This is a genomic window from Mycoplasmopsis primatum ATCC 25948, assembly GCF_000702785.1.
Taxonomy (GTDB): Bacteria; Bacillota_I; Bacilli_A; order Mycoplasmatales; family Metamycoplasmataceae; genus Mycoplasmopsis; species Mycoplasmopsis primatum.
Window position 1 is genome coordinate 1 of the sequence record NZ_JNJV01000019.1, and the last position, 18,272, is coordinate 18,272.

18 protein-coding genes are annotated in these 18,272 nt (G+C 26.9%); all 18 read left to right on the plus strand.

The window, feature by feature from the left end:
• The coding region (locus T386_RS0102620; protein ID WP_156935932.1) for a leucine-rich repeat domain-containing protein at positions 1-545 on the plus strand (545 nt) is incomplete at its 5' end.
• A 37-nt stretch (positions 546-582) separates the two neighbouring features.
• Positions 583-1,221, plus strand: a complete 639-nt coding sequence (locus tag T386_RS0102625) for a hypothetical protein (RefSeq protein WP_029513605.1) — start codon at positions 583-585, stop codon at positions 1,219-1,221.
• Positions 1,214-1,684 carry a hypothetical protein gene (locus T386_RS0102630; protein ID WP_029513606.1) on the plus strand — a complete coding sequence of 157 codons (471 nt, stop codon included), beginning with the start codon at positions 1,214-1,216 and terminating at the stop codon, positions 1,682-1,684. The genes T386_RS0102625 and T386_RS0102630 overlap by 8 nt, the downstream gene beginning before the upstream one ends.
• A 21-nt stretch (positions 1,685-1,705) precedes the next feature.
• Positions 1,706-2,062 (plus strand): hypothetical protein, encoded by a 357-nt coding sequence (locus tag T386_RS0102635; protein WP_029513607.1) that lies wholly within the window; start codon positions 1,706-1,708, stop codon positions 2,060-2,062.
• Positions 2,063-2,110: 48 nt separating this feature from the next.
• Entirely contained in the window at positions 2,111-3,496 is a 1,386-nt protein-coding gene (locus T386_RS0102640) for a hypothetical protein (protein ID WP_029513608.1), read from the plus strand.
• Positions 3,486-3,815 (plus strand): hypothetical protein, encoded by a 330-nt coding sequence (locus T386_RS0102645; protein ID WP_029513609.1) that lies wholly within the window; start codon positions 3,486-3,488, stop codon positions 3,813-3,815. Before T386_RS0102640 ends, T386_RS0102645 begins: the two co-directional genes overlap by 11 nt.
• A gap of 18 nt (positions 3,816-3,833) precedes the next feature.
• Positions 3,834-4,265, plus strand: coding sequence for a Holliday junction branch migration protein RuvA (gene ruvA, locus T386_RS0102650; protein WP_051622786.1), 432 nt, complete (start codon positions 3,834-3,836; stop codon positions 4,263-4,265).
• A gap of 13 nt (positions 4,266-4,278) precedes the next feature.
• Positions 4,279-4,443 carry a hypothetical protein gene (locus tag T386_RS04530; protein WP_156935933.1) on the plus strand — a complete coding sequence of 55 codons (165 nt, stop codon included), beginning with the start codon at positions 4,279-4,281 and terminating at the stop codon, positions 4,441-4,443.
• A gap of 23 nt (positions 4,444-4,466) precedes the next feature.
• Complete coding sequence (locus tag T386_RS0102655) at positions 4,467-4,805, plus strand: hypothetical protein (protein WP_029513611.1); 339 nt, start codon at positions 4,467-4,469, stop codon at positions 4,803-4,805.
• Between the two features lie 64 nt (positions 4,806-4,869).
• Positions 4,870-6,108: an Mbov_0396 family ICE element transmembrane protein gene (locus T386_RS0102660; RefSeq protein WP_408633473.1), complete on the plus strand. Its 1,239-nt coding sequence runs from the start codon at positions 4,870-4,872 to the stop codon at positions 6,106-6,108.
• 14 nt (positions 6,109-6,122) lie between these two features.
• Entirely contained in the window at positions 6,123-8,984 is a 2,862-nt protein-coding gene (locus tag T386_RS0102665; protein WP_029513613.1) for an Mbov_0397 family ICE element conjugal transfer ATPase, read from the plus strand.
• Between the two features lie 37 nt (positions 8,985-9,021).
• Positions 9,022-14,190: a ligand-binding sensor domain-containing protein gene (locus T386_RS0102670; protein WP_029513614.1), complete on the plus strand. Its 5,169-nt coding sequence runs from the start codon at positions 9,022-9,024 to the stop codon at positions 14,188-14,190.
• Positions 14,191-14,488: 298 nt separating this feature from the next.
• Positions 14,489-15,214, plus strand: coding sequence for a hypothetical protein (locus T386_RS0102680; RefSeq protein ID WP_029513615.1), 726 nt, complete (start codon positions 14,489-14,491; stop codon positions 15,212-15,214).
• A 29-nt stretch (positions 15,215-15,243) separates the two neighbouring features.
• Entirely contained in the window at positions 15,244-15,453 is a 210-nt protein-coding gene (locus T386_RS0102685; RefSeq protein ID WP_029513616.1) for a hypothetical protein, read from the plus strand.
• Positions 15,435-15,725 carry a hypothetical protein gene (locus T386_RS0102690; protein ID WP_029513617.1) on the plus strand — a complete coding sequence of 97 codons (291 nt, stop codon included), beginning with the start codon at positions 15,435-15,437 and terminating at the stop codon, positions 15,723-15,725. The genes T386_RS0102685 and T386_RS0102690 overlap by 19 nt, the downstream gene beginning before the upstream one ends.
• A gap of 99 nt (positions 15,726-15,824) precedes the next feature.
• Positions 15,825-16,355, plus strand: coding sequence for a hypothetical protein (locus T386_RS0102695; protein ID WP_029513618.1), 531 nt, complete (start codon positions 15,825-15,827; stop codon positions 16,353-16,355).
• Between the two features lie 63 nt (positions 16,356-16,418).
• Complete coding sequence (locus tag T386_RS0102700) at positions 16,419-16,808, plus strand: hypothetical protein (protein WP_029513619.1); 390 nt, start codon at positions 16,419-16,421, stop codon at positions 16,806-16,808.
• A gap of 80 nt (positions 16,809-16,888) precedes the next feature.
• Positions 16,889-18,272, plus strand: a 1,384-nt coding sequence (locus T386_RS0102705; RefSeq protein WP_029513620.1) for a hypothetical protein, incomplete at its 3' end; no start/stop codon positions are given.

The window sequence follows — 18,272 nt, forward strand, 5'->3', positions numbered from 1 at the left end:
AAACAATTGGAGAATATGCTTTTAATGGTTGTTGAAATTTAGAAAGCATTAAACTTCCTAATAGTCTTAAAGAAATTGGAGAATATGCTTTTAATGGTTGTAAAAACTTAAAAGGTATAACACTTCCTAATAGTCTTAAAGAAATGGGCCGAGGTGTTTTTCAGAGTTGTGAAAATTTAGAAAGCATCACACTTCCTAATAATCTTAAAGAAATTGGCAAAAAGGCTTTTCATAATTGTTGAAACTTAGAAAGCATTAAGCTCCTTGATGGTGTAAAAATAATTGGAAAAGAGGCCTTTTTTGATTGTTGAAAATTAGAAAGCATCACACTTCCTAATAGTCTTAAAGAAATTGGAGAATATGCTTTTAATGGTTGTGCAAGTTTAAAAAGCATTAAACTCACTGATGGTGTAAAAATAATTAGAAAATATGCTTTTCGTGGTTGTGATAATTTAAAAGAAATTAATATACCTGATGGAGTAAAAATGGGCGTTGATGTCTTTAAAGGTTGTGACAATTTAAAAATTAAAAAAATTAAAAAGTAAGAAAAGTCATGTATTTAAATAATAAAAGGAGCAAGTTATGGGTAAATTTAATTTTTCACAGAGATATAACTATGATAGATTAAAAAATGAAAATTTAATTAAGGCATATGTTATTCCTACTAATAAACTAAAAAAAGTTGATACTGATTTATTAGAACAAGAAGAATTTAGTGTTTTTTATTTTTTAAATAAAAACATTCAAAACTATGTTGATGCTAAAAAAATTAGTGGAGAAAGTCTCAGAGAACGATGAAATAATAATTTTTTAGATGATGAAGTTTTCAATAAAAAAAATAAAAAAGTATTTGTCGAACCATTATTAGAAGAAGTTATTTATTATGGTATTTTGCCTGAGAAAGAAACAGTTGTTAAATTTCATAATGAATTTGGTGAATATGATGATTATTTAATTCAGCCAGATGTTGAAAATATAACCCTTATTTGAAATGAAGTTGAAAGTGATATTTTAGAGGAACTATCACTTAATAAAGATGATATTTTAAGTATAAAAAACAATTTTATTGATGATTTAAATAATGAAACATTAACTAAATTAGAGGAGTTTAATTGTCTAAACATATCAAAAGAGATTACAAAATTTAATGGTTGATTAGGAATTGAAACAAAAGATATAAGTAGAAAAAATAGAAATTCCAAAGGAGCAAATAATGAGTAAATCAACAAAGAAAAAACAAATAAAAATAGATATTCCTATTTTAAAACCATTTTTCTTACAACAAGAATTTATTGATGCACTTAAAGGGCAACACACATTAAGGTCTAATGCTGTTATGGTCATAGTTGATGATAATGATAGTTGAATTTATTTTCTTTCACTTTTAACAGAAGATAGTGGAGAAGCAAATAATGGAGACATTTTAAATATAGATATAGAGCATGGAATACTTAACAACGGCGCTGAAGCCAAAATTACAGTAGCTAAAGCTGTTGATGTAGCAACTATTTATAAAATGAATATTGCTGACTTTCTATCTGTATGAGACAGCGACAAAGAAGACTTAGATTTATTGCCTTATATATCACTTCAAGACCAAATGCATGTGGTTAATAAAATATCAGAATTAATAATACATAACAAAGTGTCCTTAATTGGTTTTACAAAGCCAACAGACATTTAAATAACAAATTAAGGAGAAAAGATGAACAAAATTAGTAATTATAGAGATATGACCTATGAAGACTTTATTCAATTTAGAGAATTCGTATGAGACAAGTCATTAGCAACCGATGAAGCCAAAGAACTTATTAGAGTAGTAAATGATGACTATAACAATGATGGCCCAATTGACTATTTTGAAATTATTGAAGAGGAAGCATTTGAAGTATTCCCTGAAATTAAAGAGTGTTATGACTATTTAAGCAAAAGAGAAATAGTTAATTTAACAGATGGCGTAAATTCCACTGATGAGCCCTACATTGGCGAAATTGCTGCATATTATCTAAATGAAGAAATAAAACTTTTATATGAAGAATTTAAGTCTAAATATTCATCTTAAAAATAAAACTTAAATATTAAACTCAATATTAAAGAAAGGAAAAGAACCATGAAAAATATTTTCTTTACGAAAGACTTAATTTTAGAAAAATTAATTAAAAATAAATTAAGTATTCAGTCCAAAAAAGCAGATTTAACAAATAAAGAAAATTTCTGGTATTTAGATGTTAAAATGCGCAATGATGCTACTGGTATTAGCAATTTATTTGAAGCAGTATGACCTGATTACCACGCCAGAATAAATAAAATTATTGAAATATTGTCAAGAGTTTTTCCAAAAGTGGAATTAGTTGATACTCCATTTGATTTAATAAAAAGATATGACTATTTATTCTATAAAAAATACTATCCAAAAAATACAAAAGCTTTGCACTGTTATGATGAAAATAGCAAACTCCATAAATATTTCTTAATTGATAATTCACAACTTAAAAGAATGAGAAGTTTTTTCATAGCGCGTATGGGTGAAAATGATAGAGTTGTTATTTACCCAACAAATCAGTTCTTTAGCAAACATTGAAATGCAATTACTTTAGAACTAATGGCTAAGGAGTTGGGAATAGAGAATTTAGATGACTTTATGGCTAAGAATGAACAATTTATGCCTGAAAAAAGTTTCTTATTGTTCTTATTAGAAAGATATAACTTACTAACACAATACTGAAAATATAATGAAGATGCTTCAAAAGTCTATGCTAAGAGCTGACAAACTTTAAAATCAAATTCTTTAATCTTTGAAGATAAAGATAACTCTAAAATAACTAATGAAATATTTAAATTAGTAGAGTTTGATAAAGATATCAAAAAAGAATTAATAGACAGAATTGATAATGAATTCTCTTCAATCTTACCTTTATTAAATGCTGGCGCTTATAACAGCAATAAAATATCAGCATTAAGGTTTAGAAAGTTAAATCATAGAAAAGTTTCTGGTGTTTATTTTCCTTTCGCAGATACCATAGGTATTAATATTAATAACGACAAAGACATAAGCAGTTTCTTACATGAATATGCACATAGAGTAGATTTCAACTTTACAGATAGCATATTGCCTGTGTCTATGAGTTTAGAGTTTAATGAATTAGCTAAAAAATATACTCAATGCTACAATGAGCAAATTAATAGCCATGATATTAAGTTTAAAAAGAATGTTAAATACAATGGACAATATTTTACAAGCAACACAGAAATATTCGCCAGAGCATTTGAATATTATCTCTGCGATTTAAATATTAGCACCAGTTTTAACAAACATAAAAATGACTTAAATAATGATAAAAGAGGTTATGCGTTTGGCTCCTTACCAGATGATGTTTATAGCCATTTTATGAATTTTATTGAAAAAGTTTTTAGGTATCAAAATATATTAAAGTCATTAGTACACTTTATCAAATTTAACTATAAAACAGTTGAAAAGGAAAATAATGCAATCTAATAACTTACCATATAACTTTCAGTCAAAATTAACAGATACGTTGATTAAATCAAATGTTGCTAACTTATTATCTGACGTTGAAAAACAGATGCTAAATAATACTTATTTGGTTTTATTTAATAGCTATTATGGAGCAAATAATCACCAAGCACAAACATATTATGTTAATGATCCAAACTTTTATAACTATTTAAATCAATATGCTTATTCATATTTTTACAATCAAATTAATTATGAATTGAATAAGAAAATGTGAGACTTTCATAACAGGATGCAACATGTAATTTATATGGTTAATAAAAAACTTTATAACTGATAAATTCAAAAAGGAGAAACAATGCTTATATATAGAGTAGGGAGAATAATACAGATTGATAAATCAAAATCAAAAGTATTTTTTGAAAGCAATGATACAGGATACGAATTTATAGTTCCTAATATTGATTACTTTCAAGCAGGCAAGCAATACATACTATATCTTTATGAAATTAAAACTGAATATTACTGTATTACCTATGCTTTTAAAGAATATAAAGAAAGACTTTTATTTATAGACTTATTAAGCGTAAATGGTATTGGCCCATCAACAGCCTTTGCTATATTAAATAGTAACGGTTATGAGAAGGTTTTAAAACTAATTTGTAAAGCAGATATTAATGGTTTATCTAAATTACCATACATGAACGGAAAACGTGCTGATGCAATTGTTGATGATTTAAGCAGGAAGTGAGAAAATGCAGACCAATCAAGCGAACCCTATATTAAATAACATAAAAAGTTGTATGAATTGTTCAAAAGAAGCATCAACAACAGGCATAGTAATACAAGATGGAAAGCATAATTATTACTTTTGCGATACACCTTGTTTATCAAAACATATAAAAACTTATTGATATCAAGATGATAAGACTTTATTAATAGAAATTAAAGACTTACAAAACATTTAATAAATGAATTTAAAGGAGGCAATATGCTATATAGACTTTTAGAAGACCCACAACCTGGCGGAAAGATTGGAGACAAAGTAAATGAATCAATTACTAACACAGTGCAACCTATTTATGCTGTGTTTGGAAATATTTTATTAGTTCTTATTACGTTAGCAACAGTAGGAACTATTTGTTGATTAGGTTATCAAATTTTTAGGATGTCAAAGGCTGGTGCTGATACATATAAAGATGAAAAAAGAAAACTAATTTGAGTTGTCGTTTCAGTAATTATGTGTATATTCTTACTAACCTTTTTAGCTGTATTACAATCAAATGGTTGAAACTTTTCAAGCGTATTTGGTATAGAAACAAAAAAATAATACAAAATAAGGGAATTTTATGTTTGATCCATTAATAAATAATATATTGTGATTATTTTTCAATATGTTTTGATACATACTGGTATTTCCATTTGCTTGATTGTTAAAGATAACATTTATGGCGATTGAGTTTTTAGCTTTTAAACTGCCTATGTATCTAATATTCGGTGGTTTTGAAATTAGATACGACACTGTATTTATGCAAAAATACCTAATCTTTTGTGCTATTGGCGCTGCGGTAATGATTGGTTTAGTGCTCTTTAAATTTTTTAAAGGGCAGAAATCTATTGAAGACCAAATTGAATTTAAGCAAGCAGCTAAAAGAACAGGTGTTGGTATTGTGCTCATGATTGGTATTTACACAATTATTTACTTCTTAATTGTTACTGTTATGTCTATTTATGAGTTAATTAAGGTTTATTTAATAGGTGAAGATGCTGATTTAGCTGCTTTTATCCTTAATGTTTTATCTCCTGAATTCATTGATTCAAAGGCAGGTAAAGAGCAGTGGGCAACAGTTGCTAAAACTTATATTGTAAATAAAGATACTTTTATGAATATTAAGACGGGGCAGAGCCCATTAATGATAATAAGCTTGTTTGTCTCATTTTTAGCACTCTTATACACTATGATGGGAGTTTTTATAAGAATAGTAAAAACAGCAATCTATGAGTTTTATTACATTTTATCTGCTCCTGTATGAATTGCTAAAAGTGTTGGTGATGAAGGTGGCGAGACATTAAAGAAGTGAATGAATAAGACTTTTGAATGTTTCTTAGCTACTTTAATTATTCTTATATCTCTCATAATGCTATTAGTCATTATGGAAGTTATATCTGGCTCATTAACAGGCATTATTAAGGACTTTACACAAGGAAAAATATCATCTGGTTTTGTTAAACCAATCTTAGCAATTGGAATAATGGCTGGCTCTTGTTTTGCCTTTAATGAAATGATAACCAGAATTATGTATTTCTTTAACTTAGATGCTTATGCTAAGGGTGTAAAAGTTCCAAGCAAAAAAGGTTCAAAAGATAAAGAAAAAGAAAAAACAACTGATAAAGAGAAAAAAACAGAAACCAAGGAAACTAAATCTGTTTCTGCTGATAAAAACAAGAATGATAGCAAAGTAAAACAACCAAAAGAAAACACTAAAATGGCTAACTCTAATAAAAAAGGCGCTTCTGGAGCCAATGGTAAAGGTGGAGATGATACTGCTGGAAAATTAAAACAAGCATTATTAACATTAATTTCACCAGCGCTTGCTAAGATGGCTAAAATGGCTCAAAAAATGAAGAAATAACAAAGGAGAAACAAATGAAACAATGTAAACCGTTAAGAAGAAATAACAATTACATTTTTGCTTGAATCACTTGATATGATTTACTGTTATTTTTTGCTCTTGGTATATTCTTAGTGCTTTTAACTATTTATGGTTTGCCACATATTAAAATGATAAATAAGGTGACTATTGGTTGTTTAGGTTTAGTAGTTATTATTTCACTATTTATTAAAGTAAGAGGTTCAAGATATAAAGTTTATCAATATGTCTTTTTCTGGTTCAAATTTTTGGTTATGAAAAAGAAATACAGAAAAAACGAAATCTATAATCTTATGCTTTATAGATATTTAGACAGAGATGGAATTTTATATTTAAACAGTGCAAGTTCAAGTTCAAAGAAACAAGAGAATAAAAAGAATATTAAAACCTATCAAATGAAAATCTTAGCAATGCAAGGTAATTCTATTTTTAAATACGACCATTATGAGCAAGATAGACTTATGACTAATCTTAATGAAAATTTAAATAAAATAGGTTGTGCCTTTTCAATTGTGAAGATGCCTAATGTTATAAACTTACAGGTTAATTTAGCAAAAGCGCAGTCAAAATCAAAGGTTTTTGTTGATAATAACTCATCAACTTATTTATCACAAAAGCAACAAGACTTAGAAAAATTTGCTAATAATGATTATCAAAATTATTACATAGTCATTTATGCTAATTCGTCTGTTTCACTGATGGAAAATACAAATTTAGTTAAAGAAATATTTATCAATTCTGGTCTTTTAGTTAATGAATTAACACTTGATAAAATCATTGACTTTATGGTTAAGTTTTACAATATTCCTAATATTAGTAAAAATGATATTGACTTATTAATATCACAAAACAAAGACTCAAAAATTGACTTATTTAAATTATTAAAATTTAATGAGCTAACTATTAAAAGAGACCATATTCAAGCAGATAATAACTTCTTTTCAGTTCAGTCTATTGATGGTTTCGACTATGAAGTTGATTATGGCTATATGAATAGTCTTTATAACTCTAACTCAATTGTTATATGAACTTTATCTGCTATTGAGCAAAAGAAAGCAGAGCGTATGCTTGAATATGCTAATGTCAAAATGGGTTCTGATGCTCAAACTGTTTCAAGAAAAGTTCTAAGAAACAAGAAAAGACAATATGAATATGACATTTATAATGAATTAATTGACAGTATTGTTAAATCTAAGTCAAGAAAACTATTTGATTCATGTGTTTATATCTTTAATAGAGCACAATCACATAGTGAGCTTAAGGAATTAGAGAAACAAAACACTGAAAACGCAAGAGATGAAAGAATAAAACTTTTTAGTTATTCATTGAATCAGTTAAATGCCTGAAATCAAATTCAACTCATTCCTAATGATAGATTAAATACAAGTAATCAAATTATCTCTGATATGGTTGGTAATTCTTGACCTTGAAATACTGAAGTGCTTAATGATGGCAATGACTTTATATTAGCGTGCCAAAAATCTGATGGAACTCCTTTATTGTTTGACTTATTCTATAAAGACAAGAACAGAAAGAATAACAATATGATAATCATTGGAACATCAGGTAGTGGTAAAAGTACACTAAGTAAAAAAATGTTATTGAATGAATACTATGATAACGGACAAATAATTATTATTGACCCACAACAAGAATATAAAGATATCTGCAAGCAATGTAATGGTGAATATATAGACTTAAAAAATGGTCTAAATACTATTATTAACCCATTAGAAATACAGATTGATTTAAATGATAATAATAAAATTAATGTTTATAGTGTGGTTGAAAACCATATTGACTTTGTTGTTAGTTGATTAGACATTGTTTTTAGAGACTTAAACGAAGTTGATAACTTAATTATTGGTAGATTATTAAACAAAATTTACACTAAATATAAATACTTTAACTGTAAGTCTTATGAAGAATTAATTAAGTTAGATAAACCGCTGATGAGTGAGTTAATCACTGAATTAAAGAAAGCAACTTGAAAAGACGAAACAGAACAAAAACTGTTTAAAGATAGTGCTATAAAACTTTATAACAGGTTTGATTATCTGTTTAATCAACAAAAGAATTATAAAAACCTATTTAATAGTCAGTCAAATATACAACTTAATAATAAGTTTATTGTCTTTGATACAAAAGCCCTTATGGAGCAACAAAATCAAAGTGCTTCAATAGCTCAAATTTACTTATTACTTAAAATTATTAACAACAAAATTAGTATCAACTCAATTAAAAATGCAAGTTTCAAAACTATTTTATTAGTAGATGAAGCCCACTTGTTTTTAAAAGAAGAAACAAAAGAAATTAGAAACTTTTTAATTGATACTACAAAGACTATTAGAAAGTATAACGGTTCAATTATTTTAACCACTCAAAACGTTGTTGATATTTCTCAAAATGCCTATAAAATACTTGGAAACATACAATATAACGTATTCTTTCAAGCTAAACAAATTGATATTGAAGCAATTGAAAATATGTATAAAACCACACAGGCATTAAGTGATAATGAGTTGAAGTTTTTAGCTAATGCTGAAACAGGGCAAGCCTTATTATTCTTATGAGAAAAATGTCATTATCAAACTGCTATTTACTATAACGATTTTGAAAAGAACTTGTTATTCAATGACTTTACTAAATTTAAGACATTAATTAGCAACTTAAAAATTGAAATTGACCAGTTATTAGCAAAAGTTGATGAATCAGAATTTAAAACTTCATTTGTTAATACATTAGTAGAAACAGAAGCATCATTAGCAGAACAAGAAAAGAATTATAGCTACTATGAAAGTTATTTAGAGTTTTTATCTAATGTTATTAATCAATTAAAAGAAGTTGTTTATAAATAAAAATACTTTAAATACATCATAAATTATGGAGGTTCTTATGAATAAGAAAAAGATTTTAAACTTAGTCGCTGGTGGCTCTATTTTGTCTATACCTTTAATTTTTATGTCTGCGTCGTTGAATCATAGTACCAGAGCAATAAATGGAGAACCTGAATGAGTGCATATACAACCAGAAACTATTGTTTTTGATAGAACAGAAGAAAAAGGAACTGCTGATTTAATACCATATAGTCCAGATATTAGTTTAGATAAAAACCACTATGGTAATGATTTTTGGGTTTATCATGATAAAAAAAATTATCCGATAGTAGACAAAGTCCATGGAGGAATACTTTATCACAGAAAATCAATTGTAACTTTTGGGCTTACTTGAAAACAATGGGAAATGATATGTAATGACAAGAAAATTTATTTAAATAATGGTCAAACAATTAATCTTAGCTATGGAAAAGAACGGGCAGATTATCAGACCCAATTTGATAAATGACAAAAATGTATGAAAATAATGGATAGATATAGTAATAAAAAAGACGTAAGAATCACCATAAAATTATTATGAAATTATGATTATAAATGAACCCAACAAAAAAACCTATGTGATCGTGGACACATTGAAAAGATTAATGATAGACTTTGAGACTTGTATAGTTTTTTGAGATATTGGCGAGATAAAGGCTATGGAGTTGAACATTTTCAATATAGAACGTACACCAATAAAAGAACGTACAAGAGAATACAATATAAAACCGACGAAGCACTGCAACAAGCTTTTTGATCAGACCGTTTTTGATGATGTCAAAAAGCATATGGCGAAAGTATATTTAGGATAAGTGAAGACGATTCATGAAATGTACATTCAGATTTCTTTACAACAGAATCTAATATATTATTTAGACATAACGATCTTTTATGAAAAAGTTTAGATAGATACGAATTTATTGATGAAAACGGCAACTATGAAGATCCTGATGATTTATATGACTATAAATATTATTATTATAATAGAAGTGCTAAATTTCGTAATTTTAAAACCGGTGCGATTGGTGAATTCAATAATCAAGTAGTTAACATAAATTTTGTTGAATACAGATACAAATTACATTCATTAAATTTAAACCAAGTTGAATTTAATATTGAATATGATGCTTTTAATAATCATTGAAATTATTTAAATACCTTTTTTCCTATTAGAAGCGAAGTTGAATACAAAGAATGAAGAAAAAACAACGGCTTTCAAAATCTTAAAACTAATTTAGGCTACAAGGGAGATGGTGAATACTTAGATGATGTTTTTAAAGATAAGATAAGCATTGATTATCAAGGCAGAAAAGTTACATATACTTTTAAAGACAAACCCCATGAAATTAAATTAGTTGACTTTGACTTTAAGCCTTATTGATGAGAACGATTTAGTATAAATTTCCCTAAAAAAACTAATAGTAACTGAGAATACCAAAACTTTTTTAATTTAAAAGGAGACAACCCAAAAGATGATAAGCAATTAAACAATAATGCCTTAGAAATATCTAAACAATATACTATTCAAAAGCCTAATGAAGATGATTTATATCAACTTTCACAAGGCTATATAGAATTAAAAAGATCGTTAGATGAAAATGAAGAATTAATTATTAATGAGAAACCATTAGGTGTAAATAATGGTTCTAAATTTCTTTTAGCTAATTTTAAAGAGACAAAACTAAAAATTCAAGTTAAAGTTTATGATTTAGATGAAAACGGTGCCTTAAATGGTAAAACTAAACTTTATACCGTTACAGAAGATTTATTCGCTAAATTGAAAACTGATATTAATGCTGATTTACAGTTTAAAATAGAAAACTGAGACCCGAATGCAAACTTTGAACACGCTCAAAAAATTAGTGATAAAAAGTTAAAAGCAATTGGCGAACCTGAATTAGATAGTGAAAATAACCAAATTGAAAACCCTAATTATGATGAGAGAATAAATAAAGAAACTGGAACATATGAAGAAATTCTTACACTTAATCAAACTGTAATTAAAAAATTGAATAATCAAGTAAATGATTTCTTTGATTGACCTTATAAAGAGGACTTCAAAAAGCTTAAATGATGAACTGATGAGCAAGATAATTCTGTTATCTGTAAAGTTATCTATGCTGATGCTGGCTATAAAATAGAGTTTCCTAATGCTTTTGAATACATAGACAAATATCGCTATGACCACAATCAAAAGGCTTTTCTTTATGAAAAACCATTGTTTCTTGATTGAGAGCAAAATACTTATAATGATGACCAAGGAGATATTTATCTTTATAAAGCAAAACAAAGATTTGGTATATCTAAATACTATTTAGTTTATAAAAATGTAGATAAATTAAATGAAAAAGATACTGTTAAAGCAAAAGCATTAGATATTGCTAAGGAACAGTTAAAAAATACTGGCAATTTAGCAGAATTTAATGAAACATCTAAATTTTTCAGTATATTTTATCAAGACTTAATTGAAAAGAAAAGACCATTAAATAATTACAATAAATTAATTAAATGGTATGAAGAGTTTTTAAGTAAAAACGAAGTTAAATTAAAGGTTTATTTCTCTAAATTTAATAAAGATAAGTTAATTAAAGAAGACTTTAAGGATTATTTAATTAAAAACCGCAGAGATTGATTTTCTGTTACTCATGAAAACGGAGAAGATATTTATAAAGCAAAAACAAAGATTGTTGATGATGAATTAATAGCAGTTTTTAATGAGTTCTTTAATACTTTAAAGAATAATAAGATTTTAACCTACTATCAAGAAGTAAAACCTGATATTAGACTTGATATGCTTGAAATTAAAGATGAATCAACTGCTACAAAAGACAGTGAATCATGAATGTATGATTTAAACTTAAATATTAGTCCAAATGCTAATTCTATTTTTCAGTTTATTTTTGATGAAGAGTCAAAACAAGTCATAAGACTTAATTTTGTGCCTTTATTAAATAGATTGGGACTTACTGATGAGCAATCAATAGAGTTAAGATACGATGAAGCAAATATTCAAACTAATTTAGCTCAAAGAACTGTTGATGACTGAATTAACAACAACGATGATTTAATAAAGTTAATTAAAGATAGCATTAGCTCATTTATTATTACTGGTCAGTTATTGAATAAAGGTCAAAGCATCACAATAAATGGCAAAGTGATTACTTTTAAGGAACTTTTAAATAGTATTAAACTTACAGTTAAATTTAGAAATGATAACAAAGAGTTAGTTATTGAAACTAATGATAAGTACTTTACTATAAATAATATTAAATTTATATATGTATTATCTCAAACTGTTTTATCTTTAAGCAATGTTAAGTTTCCTGCTTATTCTAACCCTTTTAATAGTTATGAACCAGAAAACATTCCATTAAATGATGCTAATGATAAAAACGAAATTGACGAGGAATTAAGCAAAACAGTTTTAAACTCTATTAGATATTTAACTTATCTAACTGACGAAAATAATCAAAAAAGTCAAAAAGAATTTATCTTAGAATTCTTAAAACATTTTTATCTTACAAAACTTACTAAGACTGATTATTTATTAAGTGATGAATATAGAGAAGCATTAACTGATACTGAGTTATTAGAACAAAATAAAATTAAATACGTTAATGAGACGCTTAAACTAAAAACCCTATTAAACAGTGAAATAATTAAATATTTAAACCTTTTAATCGACTGAGAAATCTTATTAGAAGTTAAAGAAATGATTAAGCAAAAAGACCCTAATAATAAAGATTTTGCTTACTTATTAGCCTTAGACAAAAAAGAGCAATCTAAACTAATTTATGACGCTAATAAACTAATGCTACAAACATATGAATTAGTTGAAACCTGATTTAAAAAACAACCTACTAAGTTTGAACCTGTTCTTAACTGATATAAAGAACAAATTAAAACTAAGGAAGAAATAAACAGTAAAAGCTTAAACAAAATTTCATCATCAAAAGAATATGAAAAAGCTAAAAAGGAATTAATTAATGATATAAAAGAACAAAACTTTTATATTAATAACAAGGAAGAAATTAATAAATTGTTAGTGTTAAAAGAAGTGCTTGAGCTATGAAAAGATGCAACTAAGTCTATAAAAGTATTCAATCATAAGATGACTGGTTATAGTGGCGATATTTCTAAAATATTAGAAAAATTACCATTATTAGACATTCAAGTTGATAACTTAGAAACTGTTGAAGTTGATAAGCAGACCCTTAATTGAAGCACAGTTATAACAGAATTTACCTCTAAAAAGCAAGATTTATATGAAACCTATGCTAATGACTTATTTATAAATAGAATAAGTTCTCAAGGCCTTATTGAAATGAAAAAATGACTTGATTTTCTTAATATTGGGTCTCATAGTCCTAATACACCTGCCGAAAGACATGAGCTATTATTAAAGAAAATTATCATTTATAAAATATGAACTCATTTTGATAATCATCTTAAAGATTGTTCTAAACCAACTGAGTTAATTAAATTATTCTCACAGATAGCAATAAAACTTCCACTTGAAAACCTATTAAATTCTTTATCTAATACGAGTTTATCAAAAGAAGCAGGGAATTATTATATACAAGACTTTAACATTAAAATTAAGCCTTTATTTAAGCAATTATCTAATTTAGCTAATTTAAAAATTACTATGAAAATTAGTAAAGCAGTAGCAGAATTAGCTAAGACTAATAAACCTATTAATATTAGTGAATATCAATTTGATGATTTAGATATTTTTACACATTCATTTAATAACAGTAAAAACAATGAATATATTAAAAATATGATTATTAATCATATTGAATCAAATATTCCTAATTCAACAGGTAAATTATGACAAGACTTATTGCTTGAAATAACAATTAAAGACAAAACTGTGATTTTTGATACCAAAGAATTCTATGACTTGTTAAATACACAAGATGATAAGAAAATAACAATCAAAAACATAGAATACTTTATCAAACAATGTAAGTTTGCTTTTAAAGTTAAACCAGAAGCTAAAAGATGAAAAGGTTCTAACTCTTTCACTATTAATAATTACATAAACTCAAAATACGATATTAACCATGATAAAAAACAAAAAATTATATGAATTTCATCTGTTGTATTCTTTTCTCTACTTGCAAGTGCTGTTATAGCAACTGTAATTATCATTAGAAAACGCAACAAGAAAATAAGTGTTTAACCAACTATGAAAAAGTTAATGAGTAAATGGTATAAAGCAAAATGATTAATAGGTGTCGCCTTATTTGTGTGCTTCGTTATTTATTTTGCTATTTGCGACATCGTATTAAATTGAGGGAGGTATGTAATGCAGCAACTGATTATAGCAATAGTTTTAGTCTGTTTATTATCTTTTTTCTGTTTAACTACATTCATAATGAACTTTGTAAAAATGATTATTTATTTTAAGCAAAAGCGTTTAGCTAAAAAGGCTAATCAGTCTGAAAAAGATTAATTTATTTTAAAGCGTAAGGAGAAATATGTATAGATATATTAAAAGACAACCAAATGACTACCCAAGGTTATGCTTTGAGAATAAACTAAAAGCATATGGAATTACTGTTATAGAAAGTGATAGCACTATATATAACAGAATAAGCAATATAGTTAAAAACTTCAATAAAGATATTGGATTTAACTATTACACAATTTATAGTGCTTTTGTTGATGATATAAGGCACAAACCAGAACTTATAAATAAATTTATAAAGTTTTGTAAAGAAAAAAACACTTATATATGAAAACACAACCAGTGATATAACCAAGAAACTAATCAAATTGATTATGAAAAACTAAAAGAATGCTTACAAAATGAATATATTAATCAAGTCTCTGAAATTGATTATAGAATTCAATTTTCATTTATCAGGCGGTGAAATGAACCACAAGATTTAATTAATATTAATGATTTAATTGTGTTTCAATCTAATACAGGTTTTTATGATGCTTTTTTCAATCATTTAGACAAGTATTTAGACAATTTAGATTATTTTCAAGATGATAAAAAACGGCTATTGAATAAATATATAGACTATGCTAATAAACTGAGTCAAAAGTTTATTGATGATGAAATGATAGCAAAACATGGTTTTAAAGTAGAGGAAATTATAGAGATAGACAATCAAATATTAAAACGTGAAAAAATTAAACAAAGACTTAAAAACGGGTCACCAAAAGTTGAAAATGTTGGTCACTTAGACGGCTAATAATTATGTGGAGTAAGGAGAATAAAACAATGAATTGAAAAGAAATTAATGAAAAAGTAAATGAATATAGAAAATTAGGTTTTAACGAAAAACAATTATTCCAAATTCGTAAAGGACTTGAACACGGCATAGATGTTTCGTCTTATGCTTATAAAACATGCGATATAGCATTAATGAAACTTAAAAGAGAATTACTTGAATTAGAGAAAGGAATGGAGCAATGACGTTCGCAAGCTTAATTGATAATAATGACTACACTAAAAAACAAGCAGAACTTATATATAAGGGACTTAAAAAAGGTTTAGATGTTTCTTATTATTCTGACCCAGCATTTAGATATGCTCAAATGTTTTGAATATATCAAGGTCTTAGAGATGGCTTAGATGTTAATTTATATGCCCATCAAAACATTCATCATAAAGCAATGAAAGAAATTTATTTTAATTTAAAACGAGACAAAATTAAACAAGAAAAGCAAGCAATTAGATTATCAAAAAGATTTATAAAATAGCCTAAAAAGGAAAATATACACTTAAATTATAGTTTTATAGTCTTTTTATAATGATTTTTTGCTTTTTAGCCTATAAAACAGTTAAAAAAGGAGATACAAATGAACCCAAAAAATGATGAAAAATGAGATGATGATTTATCAATTAGAACTGATGAAATTGACTTATTAGAAGCATCTAATTCTACTAACGGCACAGTTGAAGCGCCTTTTGTTTTAGATGAAATTCCTAATACAAAGTTAATTAAAAAATTTGAAAAAGCAGATCCAGAACCTGAACCCAAACAATACACTGCTAACGATTGAGACACATTTTGAGTGCCTGCGGAGTGAGTAAAACCATCTCCTTATAGTAAGAGAGAATATATAGTTAAAATGCCTTATTTAAAAGTGCAACACCCAGATTATTGATTAGCAGGTAAAAGATTTACAGTTGTTGAACCTTTTATTAAATTTACGCCTGATTGCAAATTTGCTGTAATCTCATATCGCAAAGATTATTCTTTTAATTTAGCTTCTTGATTTAAAGATCCAGCAACAGAAGAATATAGATGGAGAACATGGCCTATTAAAGGCAAAAATTTAAAGTGGCAAATAAGAGTTTTTGGCGCTATTAGTAAACAGGAAATATAAAGGTGGAATTCCACCTAAATTATTCCTGTTATACAACAACACAATAATTAAAAAGGAGAATTTATGAATTGAAAACAAATGAGTAAAGATGATTTAAAAGAATTTTCAAAATTTGCTCAAAGCAATAAGAGCACATCTATACCTGTATCTAAATTAGCTAATACATTTATTAAAGAAATTAGTTCTGAATATCATGTATATTATGAAAAAGAAATTAATGGCGTAAATTTTATTAAAGCCCTAATGCATAAAGTAGCTAAAAACTCTGTTGATGAAGACAATATGTTTGACTATTTAAAGAAAAGACAAGTTTGAGACCTTGGAGATGCTATCAATGATGTAAAAGCCAGAACTATTCAAGAATTCTTTTCTTATTATATCTACCAAGAAATTTACGACATTACCAGAGATTATGATAGATATCAAAGAAAATTAAAGCAACCAATAGAATAACAGTTTAAAGTTTAATATAATTTAGTTTATATTAATCTTTTTTATTAAAACTTAAATAAATATAACATAAGGAGTTAATTATGATTAAAAATAAGATATTAAAGAGCGCTCTTGCTTTAGTTCCTGTGTCTTCCCTAATTGTTTGCAGTGCTAAACCCCTAATTTCTTGTGGTTCTTTTAAATTTGGAAGAATACCAGAACCAAAACCAAGTCCAACACCAGATCCAGATAATAGTTCAACAAGCGGTCAATCAAACAATTCATCTACTAATGGTGAAACAACAAATGAAACTACGTTTAATAAACTTAGCGCATTTAAAACTAACTATAACACTATTGAATCATTAGATAAAAACCCAGCTGTTTTTAATGATACAGATAAATTTTTAGTTGAGGATCTTAAAGGGTATAGACCACAATGAATGTTTAATGACCCATATAAATCTCTTTATATTGGCGGTGTTAAGTCTTATTATGATTATGTATTACAAATAAATAAACATGGAAACACTTCTCAAATTAAGAAAAGATATGAAAGATTAAAGTCAGATGAAAAAGTTTTAGGCACAAAACAAGAAAAAAGATTAGGGACACATCTTACAGAAGCTTCTACTTATAATTTAGATGAATTAGCTGAAATTTATGGTGAAATGTATAATGGTCATCCAGCAGCTAAAAAATTATATGGTTTTAATATTTTTTATTTTGGTTCTCCAAAATATCAAGATTTTGTCTCACCAGATGATTTTAATTGATTGTCTTTTGATAATAATAAAGAGTCTGATTATGGTTTTTATTCATTTGATGATATGCATACATATTCAAAAAGATTTTATGAAAGAACTGACCGTCATTTTCTCCAAAGGAGAATAAACACTGCTTATAGTGATCCAAACCACCCACTCCATATTAAAAGTGTAAAAGGTTATCAACATAGCTATAAAGGTGGTTATGAAGGTTTTGACTTATATTACAATGATAATTATTATGCTAATGGAACGCCTGACAAAAAAGATCCTATTGGTGTTTTTGTATTAAAAAGCGGCGGTTGCCCTGATGGTCGCTGAGATCCCGCTGGTTTTTACGGCAATGAATTTTATATGTCGCCTTTTAGAGCCATTATGAACTCAAACATCAGCTCTCTATCACTCAAACTACTTGCCAACTGAGTTGATTTCAACCTTAACCTTATGAATATGCTCAACGACGATAAGAAAACTTTCTATGAGCTCATTGATAACCCAACCTTCAAAAACACTCTCAATAGCCTTAAAATCAGTGCCCTTGAACTACTTAAACCAACCAACTATGCTAACTGAGTGGAAGAAGGCACAAGTAAGCCATACAAATTCTTTTCAGACGAAATTGACCTTATGAAAGGCTCAAAAAGTTTGTCCCCAGAAGGCGAACCTTCCAACCAAAGACAATTCTATAAACTTGCCCTTCATATCTATAACCAAGTCG